The organism is Saccharothrix sp. DSM 118769 (assembly GCF_052936295.1).
The window spans coordinates 9471999-9495218 of sequence record NZ_CP193627.1; the positions used below are offsets into that span (position 1 = coordinate 9471999).

The following is a 23220-nucleotide window of genomic DNA, read 5'->3' on the forward strand; positions in this document are numbered from 1 at the left end:
ATGGAAATCGTCCACTTCGGACACTCCTGCCTGCTGGTCGACACCGGCTCCGCGCGCGTCCTGTTCGACCCCGGCACGTTCTCGACCGGCTTCGAGGGGGTCACCGGGCTCGACGCGGTCCTGGTCACCCACGAGCACCCCGACCACCTCGACCCCGCCCGGCTGCCCGCCCTGCGCGACGCCAACCCCGGCGTCCCGGTCTTCGCCCCGTTCGACCTCGACGGCGCGACCCGGGCCGAGCCCGGCGCGGTGCTGGGGTTCGGCGGCACGTCCGTGCGCGTCCTCGACGCGCCGCACGAGGTGATCCACCCGAGCGTCCCGCTGCCCGCGAACGTCGGCTACCTGGTCGACGACGGCGCGTTCTACCACCCGGGCGACTCGCTGAGGGTGCCCGGGCAGCGCGTCGACGTGCTGGGCCTGCCGACCGCCGCGCCGTGGATGAAGCTGTCCGAGGCGGCCGACTTCCTCGCCGCGGTCGGCCCGCGCCGGGCCGTGCCGATCCACCAGTCGCTCCTGGCCCACCCCGGGGTGTACTACCGCGTCCTGACCGGCACCGCGCCGGAGGGCGTCGAGGTGGTCGTGCTGCCCGAGGGGGAGGTCGTGGCGCTGTAGGTCGAGGCGCTGTAGGTCGTCGGGGTCGCGCCGTGGTGCAGGGCCAGGTCCACGGCCTCCAGCAGCACGGGCGCGAGCCGGTCCAGCGACGCGGCGTCCGCGCCGAGCCGCACCAGGCCGCCGCGCCGCGCCGACCGGCCGACCGCGAGCAGGTGGCCCCAGTGGTCGACGGCCATCCGCACCCGCCCCGGCCGCACGTCGCCGGTGCGCAGGTCGCGCACGCCCGCCATGTCCGCGCACACCGCGAACCGGTGCCGGCGCAGCGCGACCAGCGTGCCCGGCGACGCGAGCCACGACGGCGGCGCGAACAGGTCGGTGGCCAGGCCGAGCCGCTCCAGGCCGGCGCGGGCGGCGACCAGCCGCAGCCCCGCCTCGTGCGCGGGCAGCGCGGAGAACTCGGCCCGGCGGCGCAGCGACACCGCCCGGTGCGTCGGGTCGGCGGCGTGGTCGAACCCGTGCAGCACGAGCGCGTCACCGGCGGCGACGCGCGCGCGGACCCAGTCGGGGACCGCGCCGGGGACGGCCTTGCGCGGGGCCAGGAGCAGGGACAGCGGCACGTGCCGCCGGTCCAGCTCCCCGGCCAGGTCGGCGCACCGGTCGAGCGTGCTCGGCCCGATGCCGGACAGCGAAACCACGAGGTGGGCGCCCATGTGCCCAGTGCGCCGCACCGGCGTGTCGCCCGCTTGGCGACGAGGTGACGCGCCGGTGCGGATCGGGCGAAATCACGAGGTCGGGCTCAGGGGGTGCCGGACGGCCAGTCGGCGAAGGACAGCCCGGTGATCCGCTCGTACGCCTCGACGTACCGGGCGCGGGTCGCGGCCACCACGTCGTCGGGCAGCGGGGGCGGCGGCGCGTCGGACGCCCGGTCCCAGCCGGAGGCGTCCGAGGTCAGCCAGTCGCGCACGTACTGCTTGTCGAACGACGGCTGCACCCGGCCGGGCGCGTACCCGTCGGCGGGCCAGTAGCGCGACGAGTCGGGCGTGAGCACCTCGTCGCCGAGGACCAGCGCGCCCGAGGCGTCCAGGCCGAACTCGAACTTCGTGTCGGCCAGGACCACCCCCTTGGACCGGGCGAACTCGCGCGCCGCGCCGTAGATCTCCAGGGTGGCGTCCCGCAGCCGCCCGGCCAGGCCGGCCCCGACCTCGGCCACGACGTGCTCGAACGACACGTTCTCGTCGTGCGCGCCGATCTCGGCCTTCGTCGCCGGGGTGAAGATCGGCTCCGCCAGCTCGGACGCCTCGACCAGCCCCTCGGGCAGCCGCACGCCGCACACCCCGCCGTCGCGCCGGTACTCGGCCATGCCGGACCCGGTGAGGTAGCCGCGGGCGACGCACTCCACCTGCACCATGTCGAGCCGGCGCACGAGCAGCGCCCGGCCGCGCACCTCGTCCGGGATGCGCGGGTCGTCCCACGCCACCAGGTGGTTCGGCACGAGGTCGGCGAACCTCTCGAACCAGAACACGCTCATCGCGGTGAGCACGCGTCCCTTGTCGGGGATCTCCGTGGAGAGCACGTGGTCGAAGGCGGAGATCCGGTCGGAGGCCACGAACAGCAGCAGGTCGTCGTCCACCTCGTGGACCTGGCGGACCTTGCCGGTGGCGACCAGCCGGTAATCGGCGAGCTTGGGCACGATCCGAAGCCTACTTGTCCCGCTCCGTGGGCACCCCTTCCCACCTGCGGCAAGATCTCCCCCATGCGTGCACCCGGAGTGATACTCGCCGCCACCGCCCTCCTCGCGGCGGCCGCCTGCGCCCCCGAGGAGCAGGCCGCGCCGCCCACCAACCAGGTGGACGGCGTCGCCTGCGAGAAGGCGAACCTGGCGACCCTGACCGCGGGCAGGATCACGTTCGGCACGGACCAGCCGGTCTACGAGCCGTGGTACGTGGACGACGACCCGACCAACGGCAAGGGCTTCGAGTCCGCCGTCGCCCACGCCCTCGCCGGGGAGCTGGGGTACGCGAAGGAGGACGTCGTCTGGACGCGCGTCCCGTTCAACGCGGCCATCCAGCCGGGGAAGAAGACCTACGACGCCAACCTCACCGAGTTCTCCATCACCGAGGAGCGCAGGCAGGCCGTCGACTTCTCCGCGCCGTACTACGACGTGGACCAGGCCGTGATCACGCTGGAGTCGTCCAGGGCCGCGTCCGTGAAGACGCTCGCCGAGCTGAAGGAGGTCAAGGTCGGCGCCCAGGTGGGCACGACCAGCTTCGAGGCCGCCCAGCGGCTCCAGCCCGCGCAGGACGTCGCCGTCTACAACACCAACGACGACGCCAAGGCCGCCCTGCGCGCCGGGCAGATCGACGCGCTGGTGGTGGACCTGCCGACCGCGTTCTACATCACGTCCGCGGAGCTGGAGGACGGCCTGATCGTCGGCCAGGTGCCGCCCGGCGACGGCAAGCCCGAGCAGTTCGGCGTCGTGCTGGACAAGGGCAGCCCGCTCACCGCGTGCGTGTCGACCGCGGTGGAGAACCTGCGGGCCGACGGCACGCTGGCGAAGATCGAGCAGGAGTGGCTGTCGGCCGCCGGCACGGCACCCGAGCTGAAGTGACCGCCTGACGTGACGAGCCTGCTGCAACGGGAGCGCCTCGCCTACCGGCGTTCCCGCTCGCGGCGGTCCACGCTGGTCGCGCTGCTGTCCACGGTCGTGTTCGCCGCGGCGGCCACCGCGACCGTCGCCACCGCGCCCGGCTGGCCGCGCGTCCGGGACTCCTTCTTCGACCCGGAGGTCGCGTGGCGGTCGCTGCCCGCCATCCTGGAGGGGCTGTGGCTGAACCTGCGCGTGCTGGTCGTGTGCGGGGCGCTGATCCTGGTGCTCGCGCTCGGCGTGGCGGCGCTGCGCACCCTGCGCAGCCCGGTGTGGTTCCCGCTGCGCGCCCTGGCCACCGTGTACGTGGACCTGTTCCGCGGGCTGCCGCTGATCATCCTGCTGTACCTGGTCGGGTTCGGGCTGCCCGCGCTGCGGCTCACGGGCGTGCCGAACGACTTCGTGGTGCTCGGCGGCGTGGCGCTCGTGCTCGCCTACACCGCGTACGTGGCCGAGGTGTTCCGGGCGGGCATCGAGTCGGTGCACCCGTCGCAGGTGGCGGCGGCCCGCTCGCTGGGGCTGACGCCGCGCAAGACGATGCGGCTGGTCGTGCTGCCGCAGGCGGTGCGGCGGGTCATGCCGGCGCTGCTCAACGACTTCGTGGCGCTCCAGAAGGACTGCGGGCTGATCTCCGTGCTGGGCGCGGTGGACGCGGTGCGCGCGGCGCAGATCGAGCAGGCCAGGGCGTTCAACTTCACCCCGTACGTGGTGGCGGGGCTGCTGTTCGTACTGCTCGCGGTGCCCACGGCGCGGTTCGCCGACGCGGTGGGCCGCCGGGTGGAACGGCGTCAGGGGGGACGATGAGCGACCGCGGTGCACCCGCGCGGGGGCTGCCCGGACCGGTGCTGTCCGTGCGCGGCGTGGTGAAGCGCTACGGGGGCCGCACGGTGCTCGACGGCGTCGACCTCGACGTGCACGAGCACGAGGTGGTGGCGCTGATCGGGTCGTCCGGGTCGGGCAAGTCGACCCTGCTGCGCTGCGTGAACCTGCTGGAGGAGCTGGACGACGGCCAGGTGCTCCTCGACGGCGTCGACGTGTCCGACCCGCGGGTCGACGCCGACGTGGCGCGGCGGGCGATGGGCGTCGTGTTCCAGGCGTTCAACCTGTTCCCGCACATGACCGTGCTCGACAACGTCACCCTCGCGTCGCGCGTCGTGCACGGCGTGCCCCGGGCGGAGGCCGAGCGCACCGCCCTGGACCTGCTGGGGCGCGTGGGCCTCGCCGACCGGGCCCGCGGCTACCCCGAGCAGCTGTCGGGCGGGCAGCAGCAGCGCGTCGCCATCGCCCGTGCGCTGGCCCACGTGCCGCGCCTGCTGCTGCTGGACGAGATCACCAGCGCGCTGGACCCGGAACTCGTCGGCGAGGTGCTGTCGCTGGTCAGGGAGCTGGCGGGGCAGGGCAGGACGATCCTGATGGCGACGCACGAAATGGGGTTCGCCCGCCAGGTCGCCGACCGGGTGGTGTTCCTCGACGGCGGGCGGCTCGTCGAGTCCGGGCCGCCGGAGCAGGTCCTGGGCGACCCGGAGCACCCGCGGACCCGGCAGTTCCTGAAGAGGATCATCGACGCGGGGAGGCTGTAGCTCTACTCCGGGTGTGCGTCCGGCACACCGCCACTTGGGGTATCGGGCCTGCTGCCCCTACTCTGCTCGGCGTGGTCCACCGGAAGGCGCTACTGGCCCCCGTCGCGGGGGGCAGCCTGATCGCCGTGCTGCTCGCGGGCGCGTGCGGCAAGCCGACGGCTGCCCCGGAACCGGTCGAGCTGCCCACCATCACCACCGGTTCGACGACGCCCCCCGCGTCGGTGCCCGCGGTGGCGAGCATCTCCGTCCGCGCGGTCGCCACCACCCCGCCCCCCACCGCGGAGGCGACCACCGAACCCCCGCCGCCACCACCGCCGGTGGAGGTCCAGCCCGTGCCGCCGCCGGCGCCCCCGGCGCCGCCGCCGACCACGACCGAACCCGCGTTCGACGAGGTGGCGATCGAGGGCTTCCCGTGCGACGAGCGGGGCGCGACGGCCGTGGACCCGGCGGGCCGCGCCCTGACCTGCGAACCGGGCCGCCGGGACCGCCTCCGCTGGACGCGCGTCCGCTGACCGCCCTCGGCCGGGCCCGGCCCGTTCCGACGCGGGCCGACGCCCTTCAAGGGCCCGACCCGCTCGTCAGAGGATCGGTTCCGGCACGTAGCCCGCCGCCGCCGGGAACGCCGACAGCACGTCCTCGACCTGCGCCACCACGGCCGCCACCTGCTGCTCCGCCACGCCGGTGAACGACAGGCGGTCGGCGAGCAGGGCGTCCAGGGCGGCCCGGTCGAGCGGCAGGCGGTCGTCGGCGGCGAGGCGGTCCAGCAGGTCGTTCTCCGCCAGGCCGCGCTCGCGCATCGCGAGCGCCACGCCGACCGCGTTCTCCTTGATCGCCTCGTGCGCGGTCTCCCGGCCGACGCCCGCGCGCACGGCCGCCATCAGCACCTTGGTCGTCCCGAGGAACGGCAGGTAGCGGTCCAGTTCGCGGGCCACCACGGCCGGGTGGGCGCCGAACTCGTCGAGCACCGTCAGGAACGTCTCCAGCAGGCCGTCGAACGCGAAGAACGCGTCCGGCAGCGCGACCCGGCGCACGACCGAGCACGACACGTCGCCCTCGTTCCACTGGTCGCCCGCGAGTTCGCCGACCATCGACAGGTAGCCCCGCAGGATCACCGCGAACCCGTTCACGCGCTCACACGAACGGGTGTTCATCTTGTGCGGCATGGCGCTGGAGCCGACCTGGCCGGGCTTGAAGCCCTCGGTCACCAGCTCGTGGCCCGCCATCAGCCGGATGGTCTTGGCCAGCGACGACGGCCCGGCCGCCAGCTGCACGAGCGTCGACACGACGTCGAAGTCCAGCGACCGCGGGTACACCTGGCCGACGCTGGTCAGCACCCGCTCGAAGCCGAGGTGCCCGGCGACGGCGCGCTCCAGCGCCACCAGCTTGTCCCGGTCGCCGCCGAGCAGGTCGAGCATGTCCTGGGCGGTGCCGACCGGGCCCTTGACGCCGCGCAGCGGGTACCGCGCGATCAGCTCCTCCAGCCGCCGGAACGCGACGAGCACCTCGTCGGCGGCGGTCGCGAAGCGCTTGCCGAGGGTGGTGGCCTGGGCGGCGACGTTGTGCGAGCGACCGGCCATGACGAGGTCGGTGTACTCGGCGGCGCGCTGCGCGAGGCGGGCGAGGACGGCGGCGGTCTTGCCGCGCACGTGCTCCAGCGAGCGCAGGACCTGGAGCTGCTCGACGTTCTCGGTCAGGTCGCGCGAGGTCATGCCCTTGTGCACGTGCTCGTGGCCGGCGAGGGCGTTGAACTCCTCGATGCGCGCCTTCACGTCGTGCCGGGTGACCCGCTCGCGCTCGGCGATGGACGCCAGGTCGACCTGCTCGACGACCCGCTCGTAGTCCGCGACGGCCCCGGTGGGCACGTCGACGCCCAGCTCGGCCTGCGCCCGCAGCACGGCGAGCCACAGCTGCCGCTCCAGCACGACCTTGTGCTCGGCGGACCACAGCGTGGCCAGCTCCGCGGAGGCGTAGCGACCGGCGAGGACATTGGCGATGCGGGGCTTGACCGTCACGTGACCAGCATATTTGCCGTCCGGCCGGGACCGGGAACCGGGCACGTCAGAGCAGGGCCAGGCCGGGGTCGACGGCCAGCTCGACCAGTTGGTCCACCGACAGGGGCACGGTGGCGCGCAGGGCACCCCCCTTCGCCGGGTCGTAGTTGTAGGCGTTGACCTGCACCACGGTGCCGTCGAGGCGGAAGTGCGCGGCGGTGAGCACGGTCGTGCCCTCCGGTCCGCCGTCGGCCACGGCGACCTCGACGCGGCTGCCGTCCGGCCGCGTGGAGGTCGACACGCAGGTCGCCGACGCGCAGAACCGGTCGGGGTCCGGCCCCACCCCGGCACCGGTGATCTGCACGGCGATCCCGCTGCTGCCCTCGGCGTCGACGTACTGCACCAGCCCGCTGATGAACCGGGCGCCCTGCTGGTCCTTGTCGTCGAAGTCGACCGCGACCACCTCGGCCCCGGGGGCCACCCGGGCGAGCAGGTCGGTCACGCGCCGCGCCAGGAGGCCCTCGGGTCCGCTCCGGGGGGTGGGCGCCTCCGGCGTGGTGGTGGGCGGCAGGGCGGTGGGGGCGGGCGGGCGCCCGGTCGGGGGCGGGGACGCCGCGGTCGTCAGCAGCGGCCCCGCCGCCGCGTCGAGCAGCGGGCGCCGGTCGAGGGCGCCCGGCAGCGACAGCGCCGTCCCGGTCAGCGCCAGGGTCGCCACGGCCACCGCCACCAGCGCACGACGCCTCTTGCGCGCGTGCCGGGCGCGGGCGATCAGCGCGTCCGGGTCGAAGTCCAGCGGCGGCTCGTCCCCCACCGCGGCGCGCAGGCCCTCCCTCAGCTCCGCCTCGCTCACGAGGCCACCACCGCCCCCTGCTCCAGTTCCTCGACGGCGACGCGCAGCGCGACGAGCCCGCGCGCGGTCTGGCTCTTGACCGTGCCCTCGGTGCAGCCCATCGCCACCGCGACCTCCGCCACCGGCAGGTCCTCGAAGTAGCGCAGCACGAGCGCGGCCCGCTGGCGCGGCGGCACGCGCAGCAGCGCCGCGTGCACGAGGTCGCGCGCCCACAGCTGCTCGCCCGCCCGGTCCGGGTCGGACGACGAGTCCGCCACGTCCGGCACCTCGCCGTCGCGCTGCTCGGCCCTCCGCCACGGGCGCCGCTTCTCGTCGAGCCACGTGCGCAGCAGCACCTTGCGGGCGTAGGCCGAGGCGTTGTCGCGCCACTCGATGCGGTGCCACGCCTGGTAGAGCTTGAGCAGGCTCGCCTGCATCAGGTCCTCCGCCATGTGCCAGTCACCGCAGAACAGGTACGCCGTTCGCCGCAGGGAGGCCGCGTGCCCCACCGCGAACTCGCGGAACCCCTGCTCATCGGCCTTGCGCATGCCATCCCCTTCCGCGCCCCCACCTTGTGAACGCGGTCGGGGGTCACCGGGGTTGCATCGACTTCTCCAACATGCGCCGGGCGGCGGCGCGGGGGTCCGGGCTGATCTCGATGAGGGCGTTCACGACGGCGCCGTCGACCAGCGCGATCAGCTCCTCGACGCGCTCACGGGTGACCGGTTGGCCGGTGCGGGTGAAGATGTCGAACAGCAGGTCGTGCAGCTGCCCGGACATGCGGCGCATCAGCGGTCGCAGGTAGGGCCGCCTGCCGGTGGCGACGAGGCGCTCGTAGCGCAGCAGCACGGCCTCCGCGTCGCCGTCGCCCACGGGTCCGAGCAGCAGGTCGAGCACCAGGTCGATGAGCGCGTCGCCGCCGCAGTCCGCCGGGTCGAGCTCCTCCAGCCGGGCCTTGCCGTAGGCCAGCTCGGCGATGCTGCGGTGCTCCAGGGCCGCGGCGACCAGGTCGTCCAGCGAGTCGAAGTAGTAGGTGGTCGACGCCAGGGGCAGGCCGGCGCGCTCGGCGACGGCGCGGTGCCGGACCGCGTCGAACCCGCCGTCGGCCAGGAGGTCCGCGGCGGCCTCGACCAGCGCCTGGCGCCGGCGTTCACCCTTCGGCGTAGCGGCTGTCATTGCAGGGAAGGTACTAGTGCGCGCGTCAGAACCGGTCCCCGAGCCGCCGCGCCAGCGACGCCAGCTCGTCCGCGAAGGGCGCGACCCCCGACCCGGCCGCCGGCTCGCTGAGCACGTACAGCTCCTCGCCGCCCGACGTGGGCGAGCTCTGGAACCGGACCGACCGGTCCGGGACGAGGTCGGGCGTGCCCGGGGGCACGACGACGACGGACACCGTGCCGGTGGCACCGCCGTCGCGGACCAGGTAACCGGCGCCGCGACCGCCCGCCGGGCAGTTCGCGGCGGCGGGCGAGGGCTGGAGGCCGCGGGCGACCGGGAGCTCGTCGGCGAGGGCGACGGCGAGCTCCCGGTCCACCTCCACACACCCACCCGGGGTGCGGCCGACCGTCGGGCGGTCGGCTGTCCCCAACGGCTCGTCCCCCTGCGTGGACGGGTCGTCGGGGACGCTCTTGGGCGGCATTCCACCGCTCCGGTCCGGTGAGGCGTCCTTCGGGACCGCGGGTACCTCGGCTTCACCGAACGGGGTGACGTCAGGGGACGGGGCGCTCTCAGCGGAACCCGCCGCGGTCGTGTCGCCGGTCGACTTCGCGAACAGGTCGGTCGAGACGACGACCCCGCCGAACACGAGCACGACGGCGAGCGCGGAGCCGAGCGCCGCGGCCGACCTGCGGCGGGCGGTCGCGCGCGCCGAGGCCGCCCGCACCTCGCCCACGTCGAAGGACGCGGGGGGCGCGTCGCCGGCCGCGTCGCGGAACAGCTCCGAGAGCTTCTGCTCGTCCACCTACCTCCACCTCCCGTTCACGACGCGGGCCGCAGGTCGTCGATCGCGTCGCCGAGGGCCTCGCGCAACGCTTCCAGGCCCCGGGAGGTCTGGCTCTTGACCGTGCCCTCCGAACACCCCAGCGCCACCGCGGTCGCCGAGACGTCCAGCCCCTCCAGGAACCTGAGCACGAGCACCGCCCGCTGCCTCGGTGGCACCCGCCGCAAGCCCGTGACCAGGGTCTCGCGCGTCGCCACCGAGTCGGCGACCTCGCCGTCGGTCGCGGGCGCGTCCGGGACCTCGTCCACGAACCGCTCCCGCCGCCACGGCCGCCGGGACTCGTCGATCACCGCGCGCACCACGCTGCGGCGGACGTACGCGTCCAGGGCCTGCTTGTCCCGGACCTTCCGCCACCTGCGGTGCAGCGCGACGAACGCGGTCTGCGCGAGGTCGTCCGCCCGGTGCCAGTCGCCGCAGAGCAGGAACGCCGTTCGGCGCACGGCCTCCCGGCGAGCGGCGAAGTACTCCGCGAACTCCTGCTCGTCGCGCTGATCCACGCGGACTCTCTCCGCTCGTCGTGCTTGCACCTGCTGGACGGAACCGGGACGGTCAACGGTTGCACGCCCCTCCGGCGAGACGTGCGTCACCCCCCATCGTCGTACGGCCGGCGCGATCGGGTCAGGACTTGCGCGGTGTGATGTGATCCGTTCGTGACCCTGCTCCCGCCGCTCGACTTCCGGTCGGACACCGTGACCCAGCCGGACGAGGAAATGCGACTGGCGATGTCGCGCGCCGAGGTCGCCGACGACGTCCTGGACCACGACCCGACGATGAGACTGCTGGAGGAGCGGGTCGCCGAGGTGCTCGGCGTGGAGGCCGCGCTGTGGGTGCCGACCGGGTCGATGGGCAACCTCATCGCGCTCACCGTGCACCTGCGCCCCGGTGACCGGTTCCTCGCGCCGCGCGGCGCGCACGTGCTGGACAGCGAGCTGGGCACGGCCGCGTTCATCGCGGGCGGGATGCCGCACCCGCTGGAGTGCGACGCCGGGCCGGGTCGCGCGTCGCCGGACGCGGTGCGCGCCGCGGCGGGGTCCTCGGGGCCGTACTACACGCTGCGCACGACCCTGTTGTGCCTGGAGAACACGCACAACTCGGCGGGCGGCTCGGTGACCCAGCCCGACGAGCACGCGCTGCTGGTGTCGGCGGCGAAGGAGACCGGGCTGCGGGTGCACCTGGACGGCGCGCGGCTGTGGAACGCGGCCGTCGCGCTGGGGCTGCCGCCCGCGGCCCTGACCGTGGGCGTGGACACCGTGCAGGTGTGCCTGTCCAAGGGCCTGGGCGCGCCGGTCGGGTCGGTCGTGGCCGGGTCGTCGCTGTTCGTCGCCGAGGCGCGCCGGGTGCGCAAGATGCTGGGCGGCGGCGTGCGGCAGGGCGGTGTGCTGGCCGCGGCGGGCCTGGTCGGGCTGGGTCGCCTGGACGACCTGGCGCAGGACCACGCGAACGCCCGCACCCTGGCCAAGGGCCTCGCCGCCCTGGGCTGGCAGGTGGACGAGCCGGAGACGAACATCGTGCTGGCGGGCGTGCCGGACCTGGAGGTGACGCTCGCCGGGCTGCGGCACCTGGGCGTGTACGCGGGCCCGATGTCGGGCAAGGTGCGGTTCGTGACGCACCGGGACGTGGGCGCGGACGACGTGGCCGAGGCGCTGCGGCGGATCGTGTCGGTGAGCTGACGTGCGCTGGGTGGTGTTCGACTACGGCGAGGTCATCTCGCGGCCGACGGAGGCGCTGCCCGAACTGGCGTCCCTGCTCGGCGTGCCCGAGGAGGGCTTCGCGGCGGCCTACTGGGCTCCGCGGCACGACTACGACAGCGGCACGCCGGACCTGGGGTACTGGCGGGCCGTGGGCGCGCGGCTGGGCGTCGGGGTGGACGCCGAGCTGGCCGCGCGGTTGACCGACGTGGACGTGCGGGGGTGGCTGCTGCCCGACCCGTCGGTGGTGGCGCTGGTCGAGGAGCTGGCGGCGTCCGGGGTGCCGCTGGCGCTGCTGTCCAACGCGCCCGCGTCGTTCGCGCGGGTCGCCGAGCGCGAGCCGTGGGCCGCGCACTTCCGGCACCTGGTGTTCTCCGGTGACCTGGGCGTGGCCAAGCCGGACCGGCGGATCTTCACCGCGCTGGTCGAGCGGCTCGGGGCGGAGCCGGGTGACTGCGTGTTCTTCGACGACCGGCAGGTCAACGTGGACGGGGCGAACGCGGCGGGCCTGACCGGCGTGCTGTGGCGGGGCAGCTCACACGCCCGGTCGGTGCTCGGCCCGTAGCTCCCCGGCCGGGCCAGCTCGCCCGGCCTGCTCCCCGTTCCCGACCTGCGCCCCGTTCCCGGCCTGCTCCCCGCTCCCTGCCTGCTCCGCCCGCCCGGCCGGTTCCGCTCGCCCGGCCAGTTCCTCCCGCAGGGCCGCCAGCTCCGCCCGCACCAGGCGCAGCTCGGCCGCGGTGGCCTGCTCGGCCTCGGCCACCGAGCCCTCGACGCCGCTGAGCCGGTCCACGATCCAGGACGCGATGGTGCCCGTGATGACACCCAGCAGGGCGATGCCGCCGACCATGAGCAGCGCGGCGACCAACCGCCCCTCCCAGGTCACGGGGTAGCGGTCGCCGTAGCCGACGGTCGTGATCGTGGTGAGGGTCCACCACGCCGCGTCGCCGAACGTGGTGATCGTGGCGTCGGGGTGGTGGCGCTCGGCGTCCAGGACGGCGAGCGAGGCGGACAGGCCGATCAGGGCCGTGACGCCCGCGACGTAGAGGCCGATCCGCTGCCGGACCCGGCCCGCGAACCGGCGGTTGAGCAGCTTGAGCACGGTGAGCAGGCGGAGCACGCGCAGCTGGCGGACCGCCGGCAGCAGCACCGCGAGCAGGTCGACCAGGTGGGTGACCAGGAACCGCCGCTTGTCCGCGGCGAGCACCAGGCGGGCCGCGTAGTCGACCGCGAAGACCAGCCAGACGAACCAGAGGACGACCTCCAGCGCGCCGTGCAGACCGGGGGTCGCCCGGTCGTCGAGGACCTGCCAGGCGTAGGCCACCAGGAACAGCACGGCGAGGCCCGTCAGGGGCCACTCGACGCGCCGCTCCCAGCGGACCAGGCGGCGTTCATCAGTCTCGAACACCGCACCATCGTGAGCGTCGGTTCGGCGTTTTACCAGCTCCGTGCGGCGTTACGGCCCTTTGATGCCCTTGCGGCCGTTCGACTTGATCGCACCGTACGCGGCGGTGCCGAGGAACAGCACGCCACCGACCACGGCCAGCCAGAAGATGCCCTCGATGAGGGCCCCGGCGACGGTGATCACGATCCACGCGGCGAGCAGCCACAGGATTATTCGGGCCATGCCACACGAACGAGCGACACCCGCCGTCAGTTCCCCCACCCGGCGACCAACGCGGGTACAACGGTCATCATGATGACGACAACCACCCGCCGATCCGCCGCAGCGCCTCCTCGATGTCGTGGCCGGCCCCGGCGAAGGACATCCGGATGAACTCGTGCCCGCGCACGGGGTCGAAGTCGACGCCGGGCACGATCGCGACGCCCGTGTCGTCGAGCAGGCGGCGGCAGAAGTCCGTCGAGTCGGTCGTGAGGTGCGAGACGTCGGCGTAGGCGTAGAAGGCGCCGTCGGCGGGGGCCACCTCGTCGATGCCCAGGTCGGCCAGGCCCTTGAGCAGCAGGTCCCGGTTGAGGCGGTACCCCTCGACCAGGCGCTCGGTCTGCGCGTACGACTCGGGCTCGAACGCCGCGACGGCCGCGTGCTGGGCGAGCGCGGGCGGGCAGAGCGTGAAGTTGCCCGTGAGCCGGTCCACCGCCCGGCGCAGGTCGGGCGGCAGCAGCATCCACCCCAACCGCCAGCCGGTCATGGCGAAAACCTTGGAGAAGGAGTTGACGACGATGGTGTCCCGGGAGGTCTCCCACGAGCAGGCGAGGGGCGTGCCGTAGCCGATGCCGTGGTAGATCTCGTCGCTGACGAGCCGCACCCCGTGCTCCGCGCACCACTCGACGAGCCCGCGCAACTCGTCGGGGGCGAGCACGGTGCCGGTCGGGTTGGCCGGGCTCGCCACGATCAGCCCGTCGAGGCGGCCCGCCGCCTCCAGCATCTCGACGGTCGGCTGGAACCGGGTCCCCGGTCCGCACGGCAGTTCGACGACCTCGCACCCCAGTGCCCGCAGGATGTTCCGGTACGCCGGGTAGCCGGGGCGCGCGAGCGCCACCCGGTCACCCGCCTCGAAGGAAGCGAGGAACGCGAGCAGGAAGGCCCCCGACGACCCGGTGGTGACCACCACGTCGTCGGCGGACACCGAGAGGCCGTACTGCCGGTCGTAGTGGCCGGCCAGCGCCTCCCGCAGCTCGACGATCCCGAGCTGCTCGGTGTAGCCCAACGGCTGCTCCCGCAACGCCCGCTGCGCCGCCTCCAGCACCGGCGCGGGAGCGGGGCTGGAGGGCTGCCCGGCGGCCAACGACACGACGTCCCCGTGCGTCCGCTGCCGGCGGGCGGCGGCCGACAGCACCTCCATCACGTGGAAGGGAGGAACGTCCGCACGAGCCGAAACACCCAGCATGGACGCCAGGCTAACCCCTGGTCACCGCACAACCGCATGCCCCCGGCAGCGCCGACAGCGCCGGCGAGTCCGGCGACCCGGCGGTCGCGCCGCCGGACTCGCCGGTCCGCCGACCGCGCGCCGGCACCGCCGCACGGCCACAGCACCGCCGCACGACCTCGGCGTCGACCCGCGCGACCGCCGTTCCCGACCTCGGCGCGGACACCGCGGCCACATCCCGGCCACCCGCGCCAGCCCGGCCACCCGCGCCATTCGCGCCGCCCGGGCCACCCACGCCACCCACGCCAGCCGGGCCGCCCGCGCCATTCGTGCTGGCCGGGCCGCCCACGCCAGCCGGGCTGTTCGGGCCGTTCGGGCCGCCTGGACCACCCGCGCCGGCCGGGCCGCCCGCGGTCACCCACGCCGGCCGGGCCGTCCGCGGTGCCGATCACCCCACCTGTGGCACCCGGCCTAGTCGCGGAACTCGTTCAACAACACGGCGATCCTCTCGCGCAGGTCGGCGGGGTCCGTCGGTCCGTGGAAGCCGACCACGTCAGCCGCGCGGCGCCTGCGCCCGGTCCGGTCGGTCGCCGCGGCGCCGAACTGGCCGTGCAGGTCCGGTGCGCCGACCCGCCCACCCGGCTGCCGGGGCAGCAGGCCGACGAGCGCGGTGGCCAGGTCGTGGTCCACCTCGCGCACGGTGAGCAGGTCCCGCCTGAGCACGGCCAGCAGCGACCCGGTCCCCGAGGACGCCGCGAGCGCGCGCACGGCGGTGCTGCCGAAGCCGAGCCTCAGGTCCGCCGAACGGGGCGGGTAGGCGAGCAGTTTGAACGCGGCCCCCAACCACGGGTCGAGCTCCCCGCCGCGGGCCAGGCCCTGCGCGGTCAGGTGGCTCCACGGTGCGGGGTCGTCCTGGACGTGCAGGACGATCGGCATGGCGCCGAGGTCCAGGTGTTCCCATGCCGTGCGGAACGCGGTAGCGCTGAGCGTAGCGTTGGTCACCGAACGTCACTCCCGAATGACGGCGGGCAGTGCTTGGCCCCCCAGGCCCGCAACGGGATTGACGTGGTGCGGGGCGTCGGGGTTCCCGGACCCACCCCCTGTACGGCCCCCGTGACCCCCCTGAAAAAGGGGTCAGACCTCCTGGAGCAGCTCCCAGACGCAGGCCGCCAGCCGGGCGTTGTCGATCGGCGTGATGGTGCTCCACTCGCGGCCGTCCGAGCTGGGCCGCACGAGGTGCAGGTACCGGCCGGACGGGGTGTCGTGCCACGCCACCACCCGCGAGGCCCGGACCGGCGGTCCGCCGCGCTGGGCGCGTTCGGCGCCGAACTGGCCGCGGGTGCTCATGCCGTCGCACATCGCGGCCAGCTCCTGCGCCTCGTGCAGCGGCAACCCGTGCCGCTCCAGCGACAGCACCAGCTTCTCGGCGTCCCGTCCGGCCTCGTCGGACGCCTTGCGCAGCACGTCGTTCGGGAGGCTGATCGACCGCCCGTACCCGGCGTTCACCTCGCCGGCGACGGACACCGCCGCCTCGGCGAGCGCGCTGGCGCGTGCCTCGATCAACCACACCTCGTCGCCGTCGACGACGGCCAGCAGGCCGTCGTCACCGGCGGAGGCCGCGAGGCCCTTGATCTTGCGGCGGTCCACCCACACCCACAGGTCAATCGACACCTGCGGGTTCGCCAGCAGCGCGAACGCGTCGGCCAGCTCGGGCGTCAGCCGCCGGTTCCGGGCCAACCCGCGGACGGCGAGCGACTGCCACGCCTGGTCCACCAGCGCGGCCCGCTCGGTGTGCGTGACACCGGGGCTGGGCACGTCCAGCGCGACGCTGCGCCTGGCCGACCGCTCGCCCTCCCACGCGACGTCGAACTCCAGGGTCGACAGGACGACCGTGTTCACTTCACTTCTTCTCGGGCTCGTCGCCGATGACCGACTGCACGACCATCCGCTCGTCGCCGAAGACGTCGTCGGAGTCCACGCCGTACTTGCGCACGTGCTCGGCGTCCTCCTCGCCCTCGCCGCGCTGCGGGGCCGCGGCGGCCTGCATCATCGACCCGCCCGCGCCCTTGCCCGCGGCGACACCCGCGGCACCGGGACGTCCGGGGACGCGCTCGTCCGGGTCGATCATGCCGATCGTGGCCGAGACGCCGGGCTTGCCGGTCAACGCGCCACCGGCACCGCCGGGCACCCCGCCCTTGGGCACGCCGCCACCGGCACCGGAACCGCCCTTGCCGCCGGCCGCGCCCTCCGGCACCTTGGCGCCGGCGGGCAGCCCGCCACCGGACGGGTTGCGCACGACCCGTCCCCCGCGCGCGGCACCCGCCGCCAACCCGAGCGCCGCACCGCCGGCCAGGCCGAGGCCGAGCCCCAGCCCGAGGTTCGACCCGCCGACCTTGCCCAGCGCGGCGGGCGGCAGCACCGTCCCACCGGGCCCGGGCGTGCCGGGCGCGATGCCGGTGACGGCACCGCCGGGCAGCACCCCCGGCAACTGCTGCGGCAGCCCGACCGAACCGCCGCCGGGCACCGACCCGACCCCGCCACCGCCGGGCAGCGACCCGGGCACGGCCCCCGGCACACCCGTGATCCCGCCACCGGGCTGGATCGCGGGCGACACCGGCGTGCTGACGCTGGAGGCGGAGGTGACGTCGAACTGCGGCGGCTTGTTCATGCCCTGGTACTGGTCGAGCGCGTCGCGGCTCGCCTCGGTGTACTGGTCGAGCCCGCGGATGGTCTGCTCGCGCGCCGCCTGGGTCGCCTTGACCTCCTTGGCGTGGTCGGTCTCGTACCCGAAGAACCCGCCCGCGTCGTCCCAGAAGCTGGTCTCCGTGTCGCCCTGCAACGCGGTGGGCGGCGGCATGCTGTTGCGCGTCTGGCTGTAGTTGGCCCCCTGCACGGCGGTGGCCTTGGAGTTCTGCTTGGCGGCGTCGGTGCCGGACGACGCCACGTCCGCCGACACGGTGACCGCCTTCCCGGCGTTGTCACCGGCCGCGCCCTGCCAGTTGATGCCGAGCTTCTTCAGCTCGTTGCGCAGCGTCTCGTCGGTCTCGTCCAGGGTCGCCGCCAGCTGGCGCAGGGCGTGCGAGGCGTTGCTGAAGCGCTGGGAGGCGTCGCCGCTCTGGAACTGCTCGACCAGGCCGGCCAGGGCGGCGTTGGAGTAGCCCTCGAAGCGGTGGTCCGTGATCTGCCTGAAGCCCATGCCTGCCCCTTACTTCAGAGTCCGCAAAGTCGTCAGCGCCGCTTCCGCGCCCTTGGCCGCGTTCTCGCACATCTGGTCCCGGGTGAACCCGTCGCCGATGGGCAGGAACGACACGAACAGCTGCTGCCCGTCCGCCACGTCGACCGCCACGGCGCAGTCGCCCTTGGTCGTGCCGATCAGGGTGACCTGGTAGGCACCGAAGCCCGCGACCGTCTTCTGCTCGATTTCGAGGTTGCTCGGGCCTTCCCAGTAGTCGACGCCCTCGTCCGCGATCAGCGTGACCTCGTAGCTGAACAGCGGCCGGGAGTTGCCCTGGAAGCTGCACCCCGGCGAGTTCTTGCCCTCGATGACGTCCTGGGGCTCGCTGATCGCCTCGTCGATTCCCAACCGCTCCTGCTGCTCGGGCGTGAGGGCCCGGCAGGCGTCGGCGATGCCGTCGAGCGTGACCTCGGCCGGCCTGGCCGGGAACTCGACGGTGGGCTTCGACGAACCGGACGTCGGACCGGCCGAACCGCTGGTCCCCGTCGGTCGCGGGGTGGGGTCGCCGGGCTCCTGGGTCGTGCAGCCGGCGAGAACCGCACCGGCCACGGCGACCACGACCAGAGCCCTACTGCTTCGAAGCACCCGCTGCCCCCATAGCCGCCACTACCTCTTCCTCGGTGTGCCCGTACTGCGTCGCCGTGGCGCGCAACTGCTCGACCAGGCTGCTGAGGCTGTCGATGTACTGCTCGATGCGGCTCGTGTAGGAGTCGTCGTTCTCGATCAGCCGGTCGTTCCAGGCCGCGGCGATCTCCGTGTTCAGGTCGTCCAGACCGTCGAGGTTGACCCTGATGTCGCGGAACGCCGCGCGGTAACTGGTGCGCAGGGCGTCGATCTGGTCGTTGACGAGTTTCCCCGCCTGGAGCACCGTCTCCTCGGACACCTCGAACTTCTGGCTGGAGCCGGGTCCCGAGGCCATCGTCCGACCCAGGCTCTTCTCCGCCGCGAAGACCTCTCCGACCGCCTTGCCGATGGCTCCGCCGATGCCCGCGACCGCGCCCAGTAGGCCGTTCTCCTCTGCCACGACGCCCTACCCCCGTACGCTCGGTGACGACTCACTCCCGGTCCGAGGCTACCAACGACCGCGTGAACCGGGTCTGAGGTTGGACGAAGCCGCACCTCCGCCGGTTCCCGCGGGTTCGGAGGACTTGCCCACCGGTCCCGGGGCCGCGCGAGCCTCGCGGAGGCCGCGACGACGGGTGCCCGCGCGGTCGGCCGCCGGGCACGAGCGGTGCCCGGCGGGCCGTGACCTACGGGACCTCGATCACGCCCTCCGCCGCGCGCAGCGCGATGTCGGTGCGGTGGTGGGACCCGGTCAGGTGAACGGCGTCCACGCGCCGGTAGGCGTCGGTCCGGGCTTCGGCCAGGGTGGCGCCGGTGCCGACCACGGACAGGACCCGGCCGCCGGTGGAGACGACGGCGCCGTCCTCGCGGCGGCGGGTGCCGGCGTGCAGGACGCCCTCGGCCTCGGCGCCGCCCACGACGTCGCCGGTGCGCGGGAGGCCCGGGTAGCCCTCGGCGGCCACCACGACGGTGACCGCGTAGCCGTCCGACCAGTCCAGGGGCGGCGCGGACGCGAGCGAGCCCGTGGCGGCGGCGTGGAAGAGGCCGGCCAGGGGGGTGCGCAGGAGGGCGACGACGGCCTGGGTCTCCGGGTCGCCGAAGCGGCAGTTGAACTCGATGACCTGGGGGCCCGTCGAGGTCAGGGCCAGGCCCGCGTACAGCAGGCCGGCGAACGGGGTGCCGCGGCGGGCGAGTTCGTCGACGACCGGCTGCACGCAGGTGGACACGATGGTGTCGACCAGGTCGGCCGGGGCCCACGGCAGCGGGGCGTAGGCGCCCATGCCGCCGGTGTTGGGGCCGGAGTCGCCGTCGCCGACGCGCTTGAAGTCCTGGGCGGGCAGCAGGGGCACCACGGTGGCGCCGTCCACCAGGCAGAACAGGGACACCTCGGGGCCGTCGAGGAACGACTCCAGCAGCACGGGGTGGCCGTGGTCGAGCAGGGTCATGGCGTGGGCGCGGGCCACGGCGCGGTCCGCGGTGACGACGACGCCCTTGCCGGCGGCGAGGCCGTCGTCCTTGACGACCCAAGTGGGGCCGAAGTGGGTGAGCGCGGCGTCGAGGCGGGCCGGGTTGTCGACCACCTCGGACGTGGCCGTGGGCACGCCCGCCGCGGCCATGACGTCCTTCGCGAACGCCTTGGAGCCCTCGATGCGGGCGGCCTCGGCGGACGGGCCGAAGCAGGCGATGCCGGCGGCGCGCACGGCGTCCGCCGCGCCCGCCACGAGGGGCTGCTCCGGCCCGACCACGACGAGGTCGGCCTTCCACTCCTGGGCCAGCGCGGCGACCGCCGCGCCGTCGGTGACGTCGACCCCGTAGGTCTCCGCCGCACCGGCGATGCCGGCGTTGCCGGGCGCGCACGCCAAGGCGATCACCGAGGGGTCCCGCGACAAGGCGAGGACTAGGGCATGTTCACGGGCGCCAGACCCGATGACCAGGACACGCACGGTGCGGAAGCCTAGATGACCCGGTGGCTCACCCTCCCAGTGCGTCCAGCGAGCCGGGGTGCAGCGGCACCGGGCCGGTCTCGCGGGCGTCGTCCCGCGAGATGCCCTTGGCCGCCGGGTGCACGGCCTCCAGGTCGCCCTTCTTGTCGAAGAGGAGCTTCGTCACGGCGCACGCGTCGCCCACCGGGAAGTCCTCCCGGACGAGCAGCACGTTGGGCACCACGACGGTCGGCACGTCGGCCGGCTGCCCGTAGGCGGCGGCCGGGACGACGCCCCGGTCGTAGACCTCGTTGACCTCCTTGAGGGCGTCGAGCTGCGGCGTCGTGTCGAGGAACCGCACGTCGTCGCCCAGCGACGTGGTCAGGTCGGTGATCTGCGCGGTGGGCAGGCCGCCGGACCAGACGAGGCCGTCGAGGCTGCCGTCCTTCATGCCGTCGGCGGTCTTGGCGAGGTCGAGGCGCTGCGCCTGCACGTCGGTGTCGATGTCGAGCCCGGCGGCCTTGAGCAGCCGGGTCGCGATGACCTCGGTGCCGGACTTGGGCGAGCCGGTGGAGATGCGCTTGCCGCGCATGTCGGCGATCGAGGAGATGCCGGAGTCGGCGCGCACCAGCACCTGGGTGTGGTTGGGGTAGAGCCTGGTCAGCGCCTGGACCTTCTGCGGCTTCCCCTCGAACGAGCCCTTGCCCGCGACGGCGTCGGCGGCGGTGTCGGCGAGCGAGAACGCCACGTCGTAGTCGCCCGAGACGAGCTGCTGGATGTTCTGCACGGACGCGCCGGTCTCCGCGGCGGTGGCCTTGAGCTTGGTGTTGTCGCTGATCAGCTTGGCCAGGCCGCCGCCGACGACGTAGTACACGCCGCCGGAGTTGCCGGTGGCGATGGTGATGCGGCCGTCGCCCGCCTCGCAGGCGGCGGCGTCGGAGCCCGACGACGCGTCGGGGGTCCGCTTGCCGCCGCACCCGGCGGCGACGAGCCCGATCGAGAGCACGCCGGCGACGGTCTTGAACGCCCAGCTACGCATGCTGTTCCTTCTTCCTCAGGACGAGGTGCACCGCGACCGCGGCGGCGAGGAAGCCCAGGCCGACGGCGATGGTGACCGGTTGCAGGTAGAGCAGGGCGACGGCGGCGGGCGCGCACAGGGCGCGTTCGGGCCACCGCGCGGGGCCGAGCAGCCAGCCGCCGGTGAGCACGGCCAGGGCGGCCACTCCCAGGGCGGACACGGCGAACACCCAGAGCGCGTCGAGGGGCGTGGTCCGCAGCAGCAGCCCGGCGCCGTGCTCGGTGAGCACGAACGCGAGCGGCACGAGGAACGCGGGCAGCGTGTACTTCCACGTCCGCCACATCGTCTTCATGACGTCGCCGCCGGTGATGGCGGCGGCGGCGACGGCGGCGAGCGCGGTCGGCGGCGTCACCTCGGACAGCACCGCGTAGTAGAAGATGAACATGGCCGCTTCCTCGGGGGCCACGCCCAGCTCGGTCAGCGCGGGCCCGATGACGACCCAGGCGATGATGAACGACGCCGTCACCGGCACCGCGAGCCCGAGCACGCTCACCGCGACCGCCGCGAGCACGGCGGTGATCGCCAGCACCGCGGTGGGGTTCGTCGAGATCGCGCCCGCGATGTCGACCAGCGTGGACGCCAGCACCTGGCCGAGGCCGGTCTTGGTGATGGTGGACGTGATCACGCCGGCCGCCGCGCACACGGCGATCACCGGCAGCGCGGACCGCACGCCGGTGGACAGCGCGTCGGCCAGGTCGAGCAGCCAGCCGCGCACGTCGCCGCGCCGGGCGAGCAGCGCGAACGCGGCGGCCACGCCGGTGGCGTAGACGACGGCCGAGTAGACCGGGATGTCGAGCGCGAGGAACAGCACGATCACGCCGAGCGACAGGAAGTGGTGGCCGCCGCGCTTGAGCAGCGCCCACGGGCGGGGCGCGTCGACCTCCACCGGCTTCGCGCCGAACTTGCGGGCGTCGACCTCGACGGCGAGCGCGATGCCCAGGTAGTACAGCAGCGTCGGCAGGATCGCCCACACCAGCACCTGCAGGTACGAGGTCTCCAGGTACTCGGCGATGATGAACGCCGCCGCGCCGAGGGTGGGCGGGGACAGGATCGCGCCGATGCCGGACGCGGCGAGCAGGCCGCCCGCGTTCTCCCGGGGGTAGCCGGCCTCGCGCAGCATCGGCCACGTCACCGCGCCGAGCGACACGGTGGTGGCGGTGCCCGAGCCGGACACGGTGCCGAGCAGGAACCCGGCGGTGGCGGTGGTGCGGCCGGGCGCGGTGCGCGACCCGCGGAACGCGGAGAAGCTGATGTCGACGAAGAACGCGCCCGCGCCGGAGGCGTTGAGCACCGCGCCGTAGACGGTGAACAGCACGATGTAGGTGGCGGCGACGTCGAGCGGGGTGCCGTAGAACCCGGTGGCGTCGTTGTAGAAGCCGTTGATGACCTGCCCGAAGTCCACGCCCGCGTGGGCGACGTCCCACGCTTGCGGCAGGTACCCGCCGTAGTAGGCGTACGCGATGAACGCCAGGCACACGACCGGCAGCACCCACCCGGTGGTGCGCCGGCACGCCTCCAGGACCAGGACCAGCAGCAGCGTCCCGGCGACCACGTCGAGGTCGGTGAGCTGCCCCTGCCGGTCGAGGAACGCGTCGAAGCCCCCGAACAGGGGGTACGCGCCGACCGCGAACGCCGCGGCGGCGAACGCCCAGTCGAGCGGGCCGGGGTCGTCGCCGACCGCGCCGCCGCGCCGACCGCGCGGGCGGTAGCAGAGGAAGACGAGCGGCAGCGTGACCGCCAGGAAGACGACCAGGTAGTACTGGCCGCCCTCGGCGAACGGCCAGAACACCTGCTTGAGCACGAGCAGCGCGACGGCGAACCCCGCCACCCGCACGCCCAGGTCCCACCGCCGGGACAGGGCGCGCGACGGGCGCTCCTCGTCGTGCTCGGCGATGAGCCGGTCTACCTCTGCCGTGCCGGTGGCGGCGTCGGGCCCCGGCTGCTGCGTCGTGGACACGCGCACCCCTTCGTGTCGCGCCTGGTGGAGCGCCCACGAAGCTATCCGTGACACCGGTCACAGCCATAGGCCGACCGTCTAAAGGGACTGTAAAGCCGTCACACGATGCGGTTGTCCACGTAGCACCAGCGCCAGTCCTCGCCCGGTTCGAACGAGCGCACCACGGGGTGGTGCGCGCCGCGGAAGTGCGCCGTCGCGTGCTGGCGGGGGCTGGAGTCGCAGCACGCCACGTGCCCGCAGCTCAGGCAGATCCTCAGGTGGGCCCAGTTGTGCTCGCCCGCGGCCAGGCAGTCCGCGCACCCCTCGGGGTTGTCGGGCGAGACCTCGGTGGGCAGTTCCGTCGTGTGGGGGCAGGTCAT

The 23220-nt window shown here is 74.1% G+C and carries 27 protein-coding genes; 7 read left to right on the forward strand and 20 right to left on the reverse strand.

Features of this window, described 5'->3' with window-relative positions:
• The gene (locus ACRAKJ_RS40735; protein WP_438920141.1) at positions 1–612 is read left to right on the forward strand and encodes an MBL fold metallo-hydrolase; all 612 of its coding nucleotides are present in this window, start codon (positions 1–3) and stop codon (positions 610–612) included.
• Here ACRAKJ_RS40735 and ACRAKJ_RS40740 read toward each other — a convergent pair.
• Both ACRAKJ_RS40740 and ACRAKJ_RS40745 read right to left on the reverse strand, forming a co-directional pair.
• Complete coding sequence (locus tag ACRAKJ_RS40740) at positions 534–1262, reverse strand: DUF2334 domain-containing protein (RefSeq protein ID WP_438920142.1); 729 nt, start codon at positions 1260–1262, stop codon at positions 534–536. The two genes, ACRAKJ_RS40735 and ACRAKJ_RS40740, sit on opposite strands and share 79 nt — an antisense overlap.
• An 86-nt stretch (positions 1263–1348) precedes the next feature.
• Positions 1349–2242, reverse strand: coding sequence for a phosphoribosylaminoimidazolesuccinocarboxamide synthase (locus ACRAKJ_RS40745; protein WP_438920143.1), 894 nt, complete (start codon positions 2240–2242; stop codon positions 1349–1351).
• A 63-nt stretch (positions 2243–2305) separates the two neighbouring features.
• Here ACRAKJ_RS40745 and ACRAKJ_RS40750 point away from each other — a divergent pair, with 63 nt between their 5' ends.
• The 4 genes from ACRAKJ_RS40750 (at position 2306) to ACRAKJ_RS40765 (ending at position 5288) form a co-directional block, all read left to right on the forward strand.
• Entirely contained in the window at positions 2306–3160 is an 855-nt protein-coding gene (locus ACRAKJ_RS40750) for a transporter substrate-binding domain-containing protein (RefSeq protein ID WP_438920144.1), read from the forward strand.
• A gap of 9 nt (positions 3161–3169) precedes the next feature.
• Entirely contained in the window at positions 3170–4000 is an 831-nt protein-coding gene (locus tag ACRAKJ_RS40755) for an ABC transporter permease subunit (protein ID WP_438920145.1), read from the forward strand.
• Positions 3997–4776 (forward strand): ATP-binding cassette domain-containing protein, encoded by a 780-nt coding sequence (locus ACRAKJ_RS40760; protein ID WP_438920146.1) that lies wholly within the window; start codon positions 3997–3999, stop codon positions 4774–4776. Before ACRAKJ_RS40755 ends, ACRAKJ_RS40760 begins: the two co-directional genes overlap by 4 nt.
• Before the next feature lie 71 nt (positions 4777–4847).
• Entirely contained in the window at positions 4848–5288 is a 441-nt protein-coding gene (locus ACRAKJ_RS40765) for a hypothetical protein (RefSeq protein ID WP_438920147.1), read from the forward strand.
• Between the two features lie 66 nt (positions 5289–5354).
• On the opposite strand, the gene purB is transcribed toward ACRAKJ_RS40765, so the two are convergent.
• The 6 genes from purB to ACRAKJ_RS40795 are packed head-to-tail and all read right to left on the reverse strand — an operon-like array spanning position 5355 to position 10089.
• A complete protein-coding gene (gene purB / locus ACRAKJ_RS40770; protein WP_438920148.1) occupies positions 5355–6788 on the reverse strand; it encodes an adenylosuccinate lyase in 1434 nt (477 codons plus the stop codon).
• A 46-nt stretch (positions 6789–6834) separates the two neighbouring features.
• A complete protein-coding gene (locus ACRAKJ_RS40775) occupies positions 6835–7617 on the reverse strand; it encodes a hypothetical protein (RefSeq protein ID WP_438920149.1) in 783 nt (260 codons plus the stop codon).
• On the reverse strand, positions 7614–8144 hold the full coding sequence (locus ACRAKJ_RS40780; protein WP_438920150.1) for a SigE family RNA polymerase sigma factor: 531 nt from the start codon (positions 8142–8144) through the stop codon (positions 7614–7616). The genes ACRAKJ_RS40775 and ACRAKJ_RS40780 overlap by 4 nt, the downstream gene beginning before the upstream one ends.
• A 43-nt stretch (positions 8145–8187) precedes the next feature.
• Positions 8188–8772 carry a TetR family transcriptional regulator gene (locus tag ACRAKJ_RS40785; RefSeq protein WP_438920151.1) on the reverse strand — a complete coding sequence of 195 codons (585 nt, stop codon included), beginning with the start codon at positions 8770–8772 and terminating at the stop codon, positions 8188–8190.
• A 25-nt stretch (positions 8773–8797) separates the two neighbouring features.
• Positions 8798–9553 carry a hypothetical protein gene (locus tag ACRAKJ_RS40790; protein ID WP_438920152.1) on the reverse strand — a complete coding sequence of 252 codons (756 nt, stop codon included), beginning with the start codon at positions 9551–9553 and terminating at the stop codon, positions 8798–8800.
• A gap of 17 nt (positions 9554–9570) precedes the next feature.
• On the reverse strand, positions 9571–10089 hold the full coding sequence (locus ACRAKJ_RS40795) for a SigE family RNA polymerase sigma factor (protein ID WP_438920153.1): 519 nt from the start codon (positions 10087–10089) through the stop codon (positions 9571–9573).
• A 153-nt stretch (positions 10090–10242) separates the two neighbouring features.
• On the opposite strand from ACRAKJ_RS40795, the gene ACRAKJ_RS40800 reads away from it, so the two are divergent.
• Positions 10243–11262 (forward strand): GntG family PLP-dependent aldolase, encoded by a 1020-nt coding sequence (locus ACRAKJ_RS40800; RefSeq protein WP_438920154.1) that lies wholly within the window; start codon positions 10243–10245, stop codon positions 11260–11262.
• Between the two features lies 1 nt (position 11263).
• A complete protein-coding gene (locus tag ACRAKJ_RS40805; RefSeq protein ID WP_438920155.1) occupies positions 11264–11845 on the forward strand; it encodes an HAD-IA family hydrolase in 582 nt (193 codons plus the stop codon).
• Here ACRAKJ_RS40805 and ACRAKJ_RS40810 read toward each other — a convergent pair.
• The 12 genes from ACRAKJ_RS40810 to ACRAKJ_RS40865 all read right to left on the reverse strand — a co-directional run bounded on the left by ACRAKJ_RS40810 (position 11816) and on the right by ACRAKJ_RS40865 (position 23220).
• The gene (locus ACRAKJ_RS40810) at positions 11816–12685 is read right to left on the reverse strand and encodes an ion channel (protein ID WP_438920156.1); all 870 of its coding nucleotides are present in this window, start codon (positions 12683–12685) and stop codon (positions 11816–11818) included. The two genes, ACRAKJ_RS40805 and ACRAKJ_RS40810, sit on opposite strands and share 30 nt — an antisense overlap.
• A gap of 48 nt (positions 12686–12733) precedes the next feature.
• Positions 12734–12904, reverse strand: coding sequence for a hypothetical protein (locus ACRAKJ_RS40815; protein ID WP_438920157.1), 171 nt, complete (start codon positions 12902–12904; stop codon positions 12734–12736).
• Positions 12905–12971: 67 nt separating this feature from the next.
• Positions 12972–14126 (reverse strand): aminotransferase class I/II-fold pyridoxal phosphate-dependent enzyme, encoded by a 1155-nt coding sequence (locus tag ACRAKJ_RS40820; protein WP_438920158.1) that lies wholly within the window; start codon positions 14124–14126, stop codon positions 12972–12974.
• 450 nt (positions 14127–14576) lie between these two features.
• Positions 14577–15107 carry an ESX secretion-associated protein EspG gene (locus ACRAKJ_RS40825; protein ID WP_438920159.1) on the reverse strand — a complete coding sequence of 177 codons (531 nt, stop codon included), beginning with the start codon at positions 15105–15107 and terminating at the stop codon, positions 14577–14579.
• A gap of 132 nt (positions 15108–15239) precedes the next feature.
• Complete coding sequence (locus ACRAKJ_RS40830; protein ID WP_438920160.1) at positions 15240–16004, reverse strand: ESX secretion-associated protein EspG; 765 nt, start codon at positions 16002–16004, stop codon at positions 15240–15242.
• A 1-nt stretch (position 16005) separates the two neighbouring features.
• Positions 16006–17301 carry a PPE domain-containing protein gene (locus ACRAKJ_RS40835; protein ID WP_438920161.1) on the reverse strand — a complete coding sequence of 432 codons (1296 nt, stop codon included), beginning with the start codon at positions 17299–17301 and terminating at the stop codon, positions 16006–16008.
• 9 nt (positions 17302–17310) lie between these two features.
• Positions 17311–17889, reverse strand: a complete 579-nt coding sequence (locus ACRAKJ_RS40840) for a DUF3558 family protein (protein ID WP_438920162.1) — start codon at positions 17887–17889, stop codon at positions 17311–17313.
• Positions 17890–17908: 19 nt separating this feature from the next.
• Entirely contained in the window at positions 17909–18364 is a 456-nt protein-coding gene (locus ACRAKJ_RS40845; protein WP_438920163.1) for a hypothetical protein, read from the reverse strand.
• Between the two features lie 226 nt (positions 18365–18590).
• On the reverse strand, positions 18591–19847 hold the full coding sequence (purD, locus tag ACRAKJ_RS40850) for a phosphoribosylamine--glycine ligase (RefSeq protein WP_438920164.1): 1257 nt from the start codon (positions 19845–19847) through the stop codon (positions 18591–18593).
• Positions 19848–19875: 28 nt separating this feature from the next.
• Positions 19876–20865: a TAXI family TRAP transporter solute-binding subunit gene (locus ACRAKJ_RS40855; protein WP_438920165.1), complete on the reverse strand. Its 990-nt coding sequence runs from the start codon at positions 20863–20865 to the stop codon at positions 19876–19878.
• Positions 20858–22861 carry a TRAP transporter fused permease subunit gene (locus tag ACRAKJ_RS40860; RefSeq protein WP_438920166.1) on the reverse strand — a complete coding sequence of 668 codons (2004 nt, stop codon included), beginning with the start codon at positions 22859–22861 and terminating at the stop codon, positions 20858–20860. Before ACRAKJ_RS40860 ends, ACRAKJ_RS40855 begins: the two co-directional genes overlap by 8 nt.
• 98 nt (positions 22862–22959) lie before the next feature.
• Positions 22960–23220 carry a UBP-type zinc finger domain-containing protein gene (locus tag ACRAKJ_RS40865; protein WP_438920167.1) on the reverse strand — a complete coding sequence of 87 codons (261 nt, stop codon included), beginning with the start codon at positions 23218–23220 and terminating at the stop codon, positions 22960–22962.

Excerpts from the sequence above, each read along its gene's own strand:
- ACRAKJ_RS40820 (WP_438920158.1), bottom strand. The coding sequence starts at position 14,126 with ATGCTGGGTGTTTCGGCTCGTGCGGACGTTCCTCCCTTCCACGTGATG.
- ACRAKJ_RS40760 (WP_438920146.1), top strand. The coding sequence starts at position 3,997 with ATGAGCGACCGCGGTGCACCCGCGCGGGGGCTGCCCGGACCGGTGCTG.
- ACRAKJ_RS40855 (WP_438920165.1), bottom strand. The coding sequence starts at position 20,865 with ATGCGTAGCTGGGCGTTCAAGACCGTCGCCGGCGTGCTCTCGATCGGG.
- ACRAKJ_RS40835 (WP_438920161.1), bottom strand. The coding sequence starts at position 17,301 with ATGGGCTTCAGGCAGATCACGGACCACCGCTTCGAGGGCTACTCCAAC.
- ACRAKJ_RS40750 (WP_438920144.1), top strand. The coding sequence starts at position 2,306 with ATGCGTGCACCCGGAGTGATACTCGCCGCCACCGCCCTCCTCGCGGCG.
- ACRAKJ_RS40865 (WP_438920167.1), bottom strand. The coding sequence starts at position 23,220 with ATGACCTGCCCCCACACGACGGAACTGCCCACCGAGGTCTCGCCCGAC.
- ACRAKJ_RS40740 (WP_438920142.1), bottom strand. The coding sequence starts at position 1,262 with ATGGGCGCCCACCTCGTGGTTTCGCTGTCCGGCATCGGGCCGAGCACG.
- ACRAKJ_RS40780 (WP_438920150.1), bottom strand. The coding sequence starts at position 8,144 with ATGCGCAAGGCCGATGAGCAGGGGTTCCGCGAGTTCGCGGTGGGGCAC.
- ACRAKJ_RS40735 (WP_438920141.1), top strand. The coding sequence starts at position 1 with ATGGAAATCGTCCACTTCGGACACTCCTGCCTGCTGGTCGACACCGGC.
- ACRAKJ_RS40815 (WP_438920157.1), bottom strand. The coding sequence starts at position 12,904 with ATGGCCCGAATAATCCTGTGGCTGCTCGCCGCGTGGATCGTGATCACC.
- ACRAKJ_RS40785 (WP_438920151.1), bottom strand. The coding sequence starts at position 8,772 with ATGACAGCCGCTACGCCGAAGGGTGAACGCCGGCGCCAGGCGCTGGTC.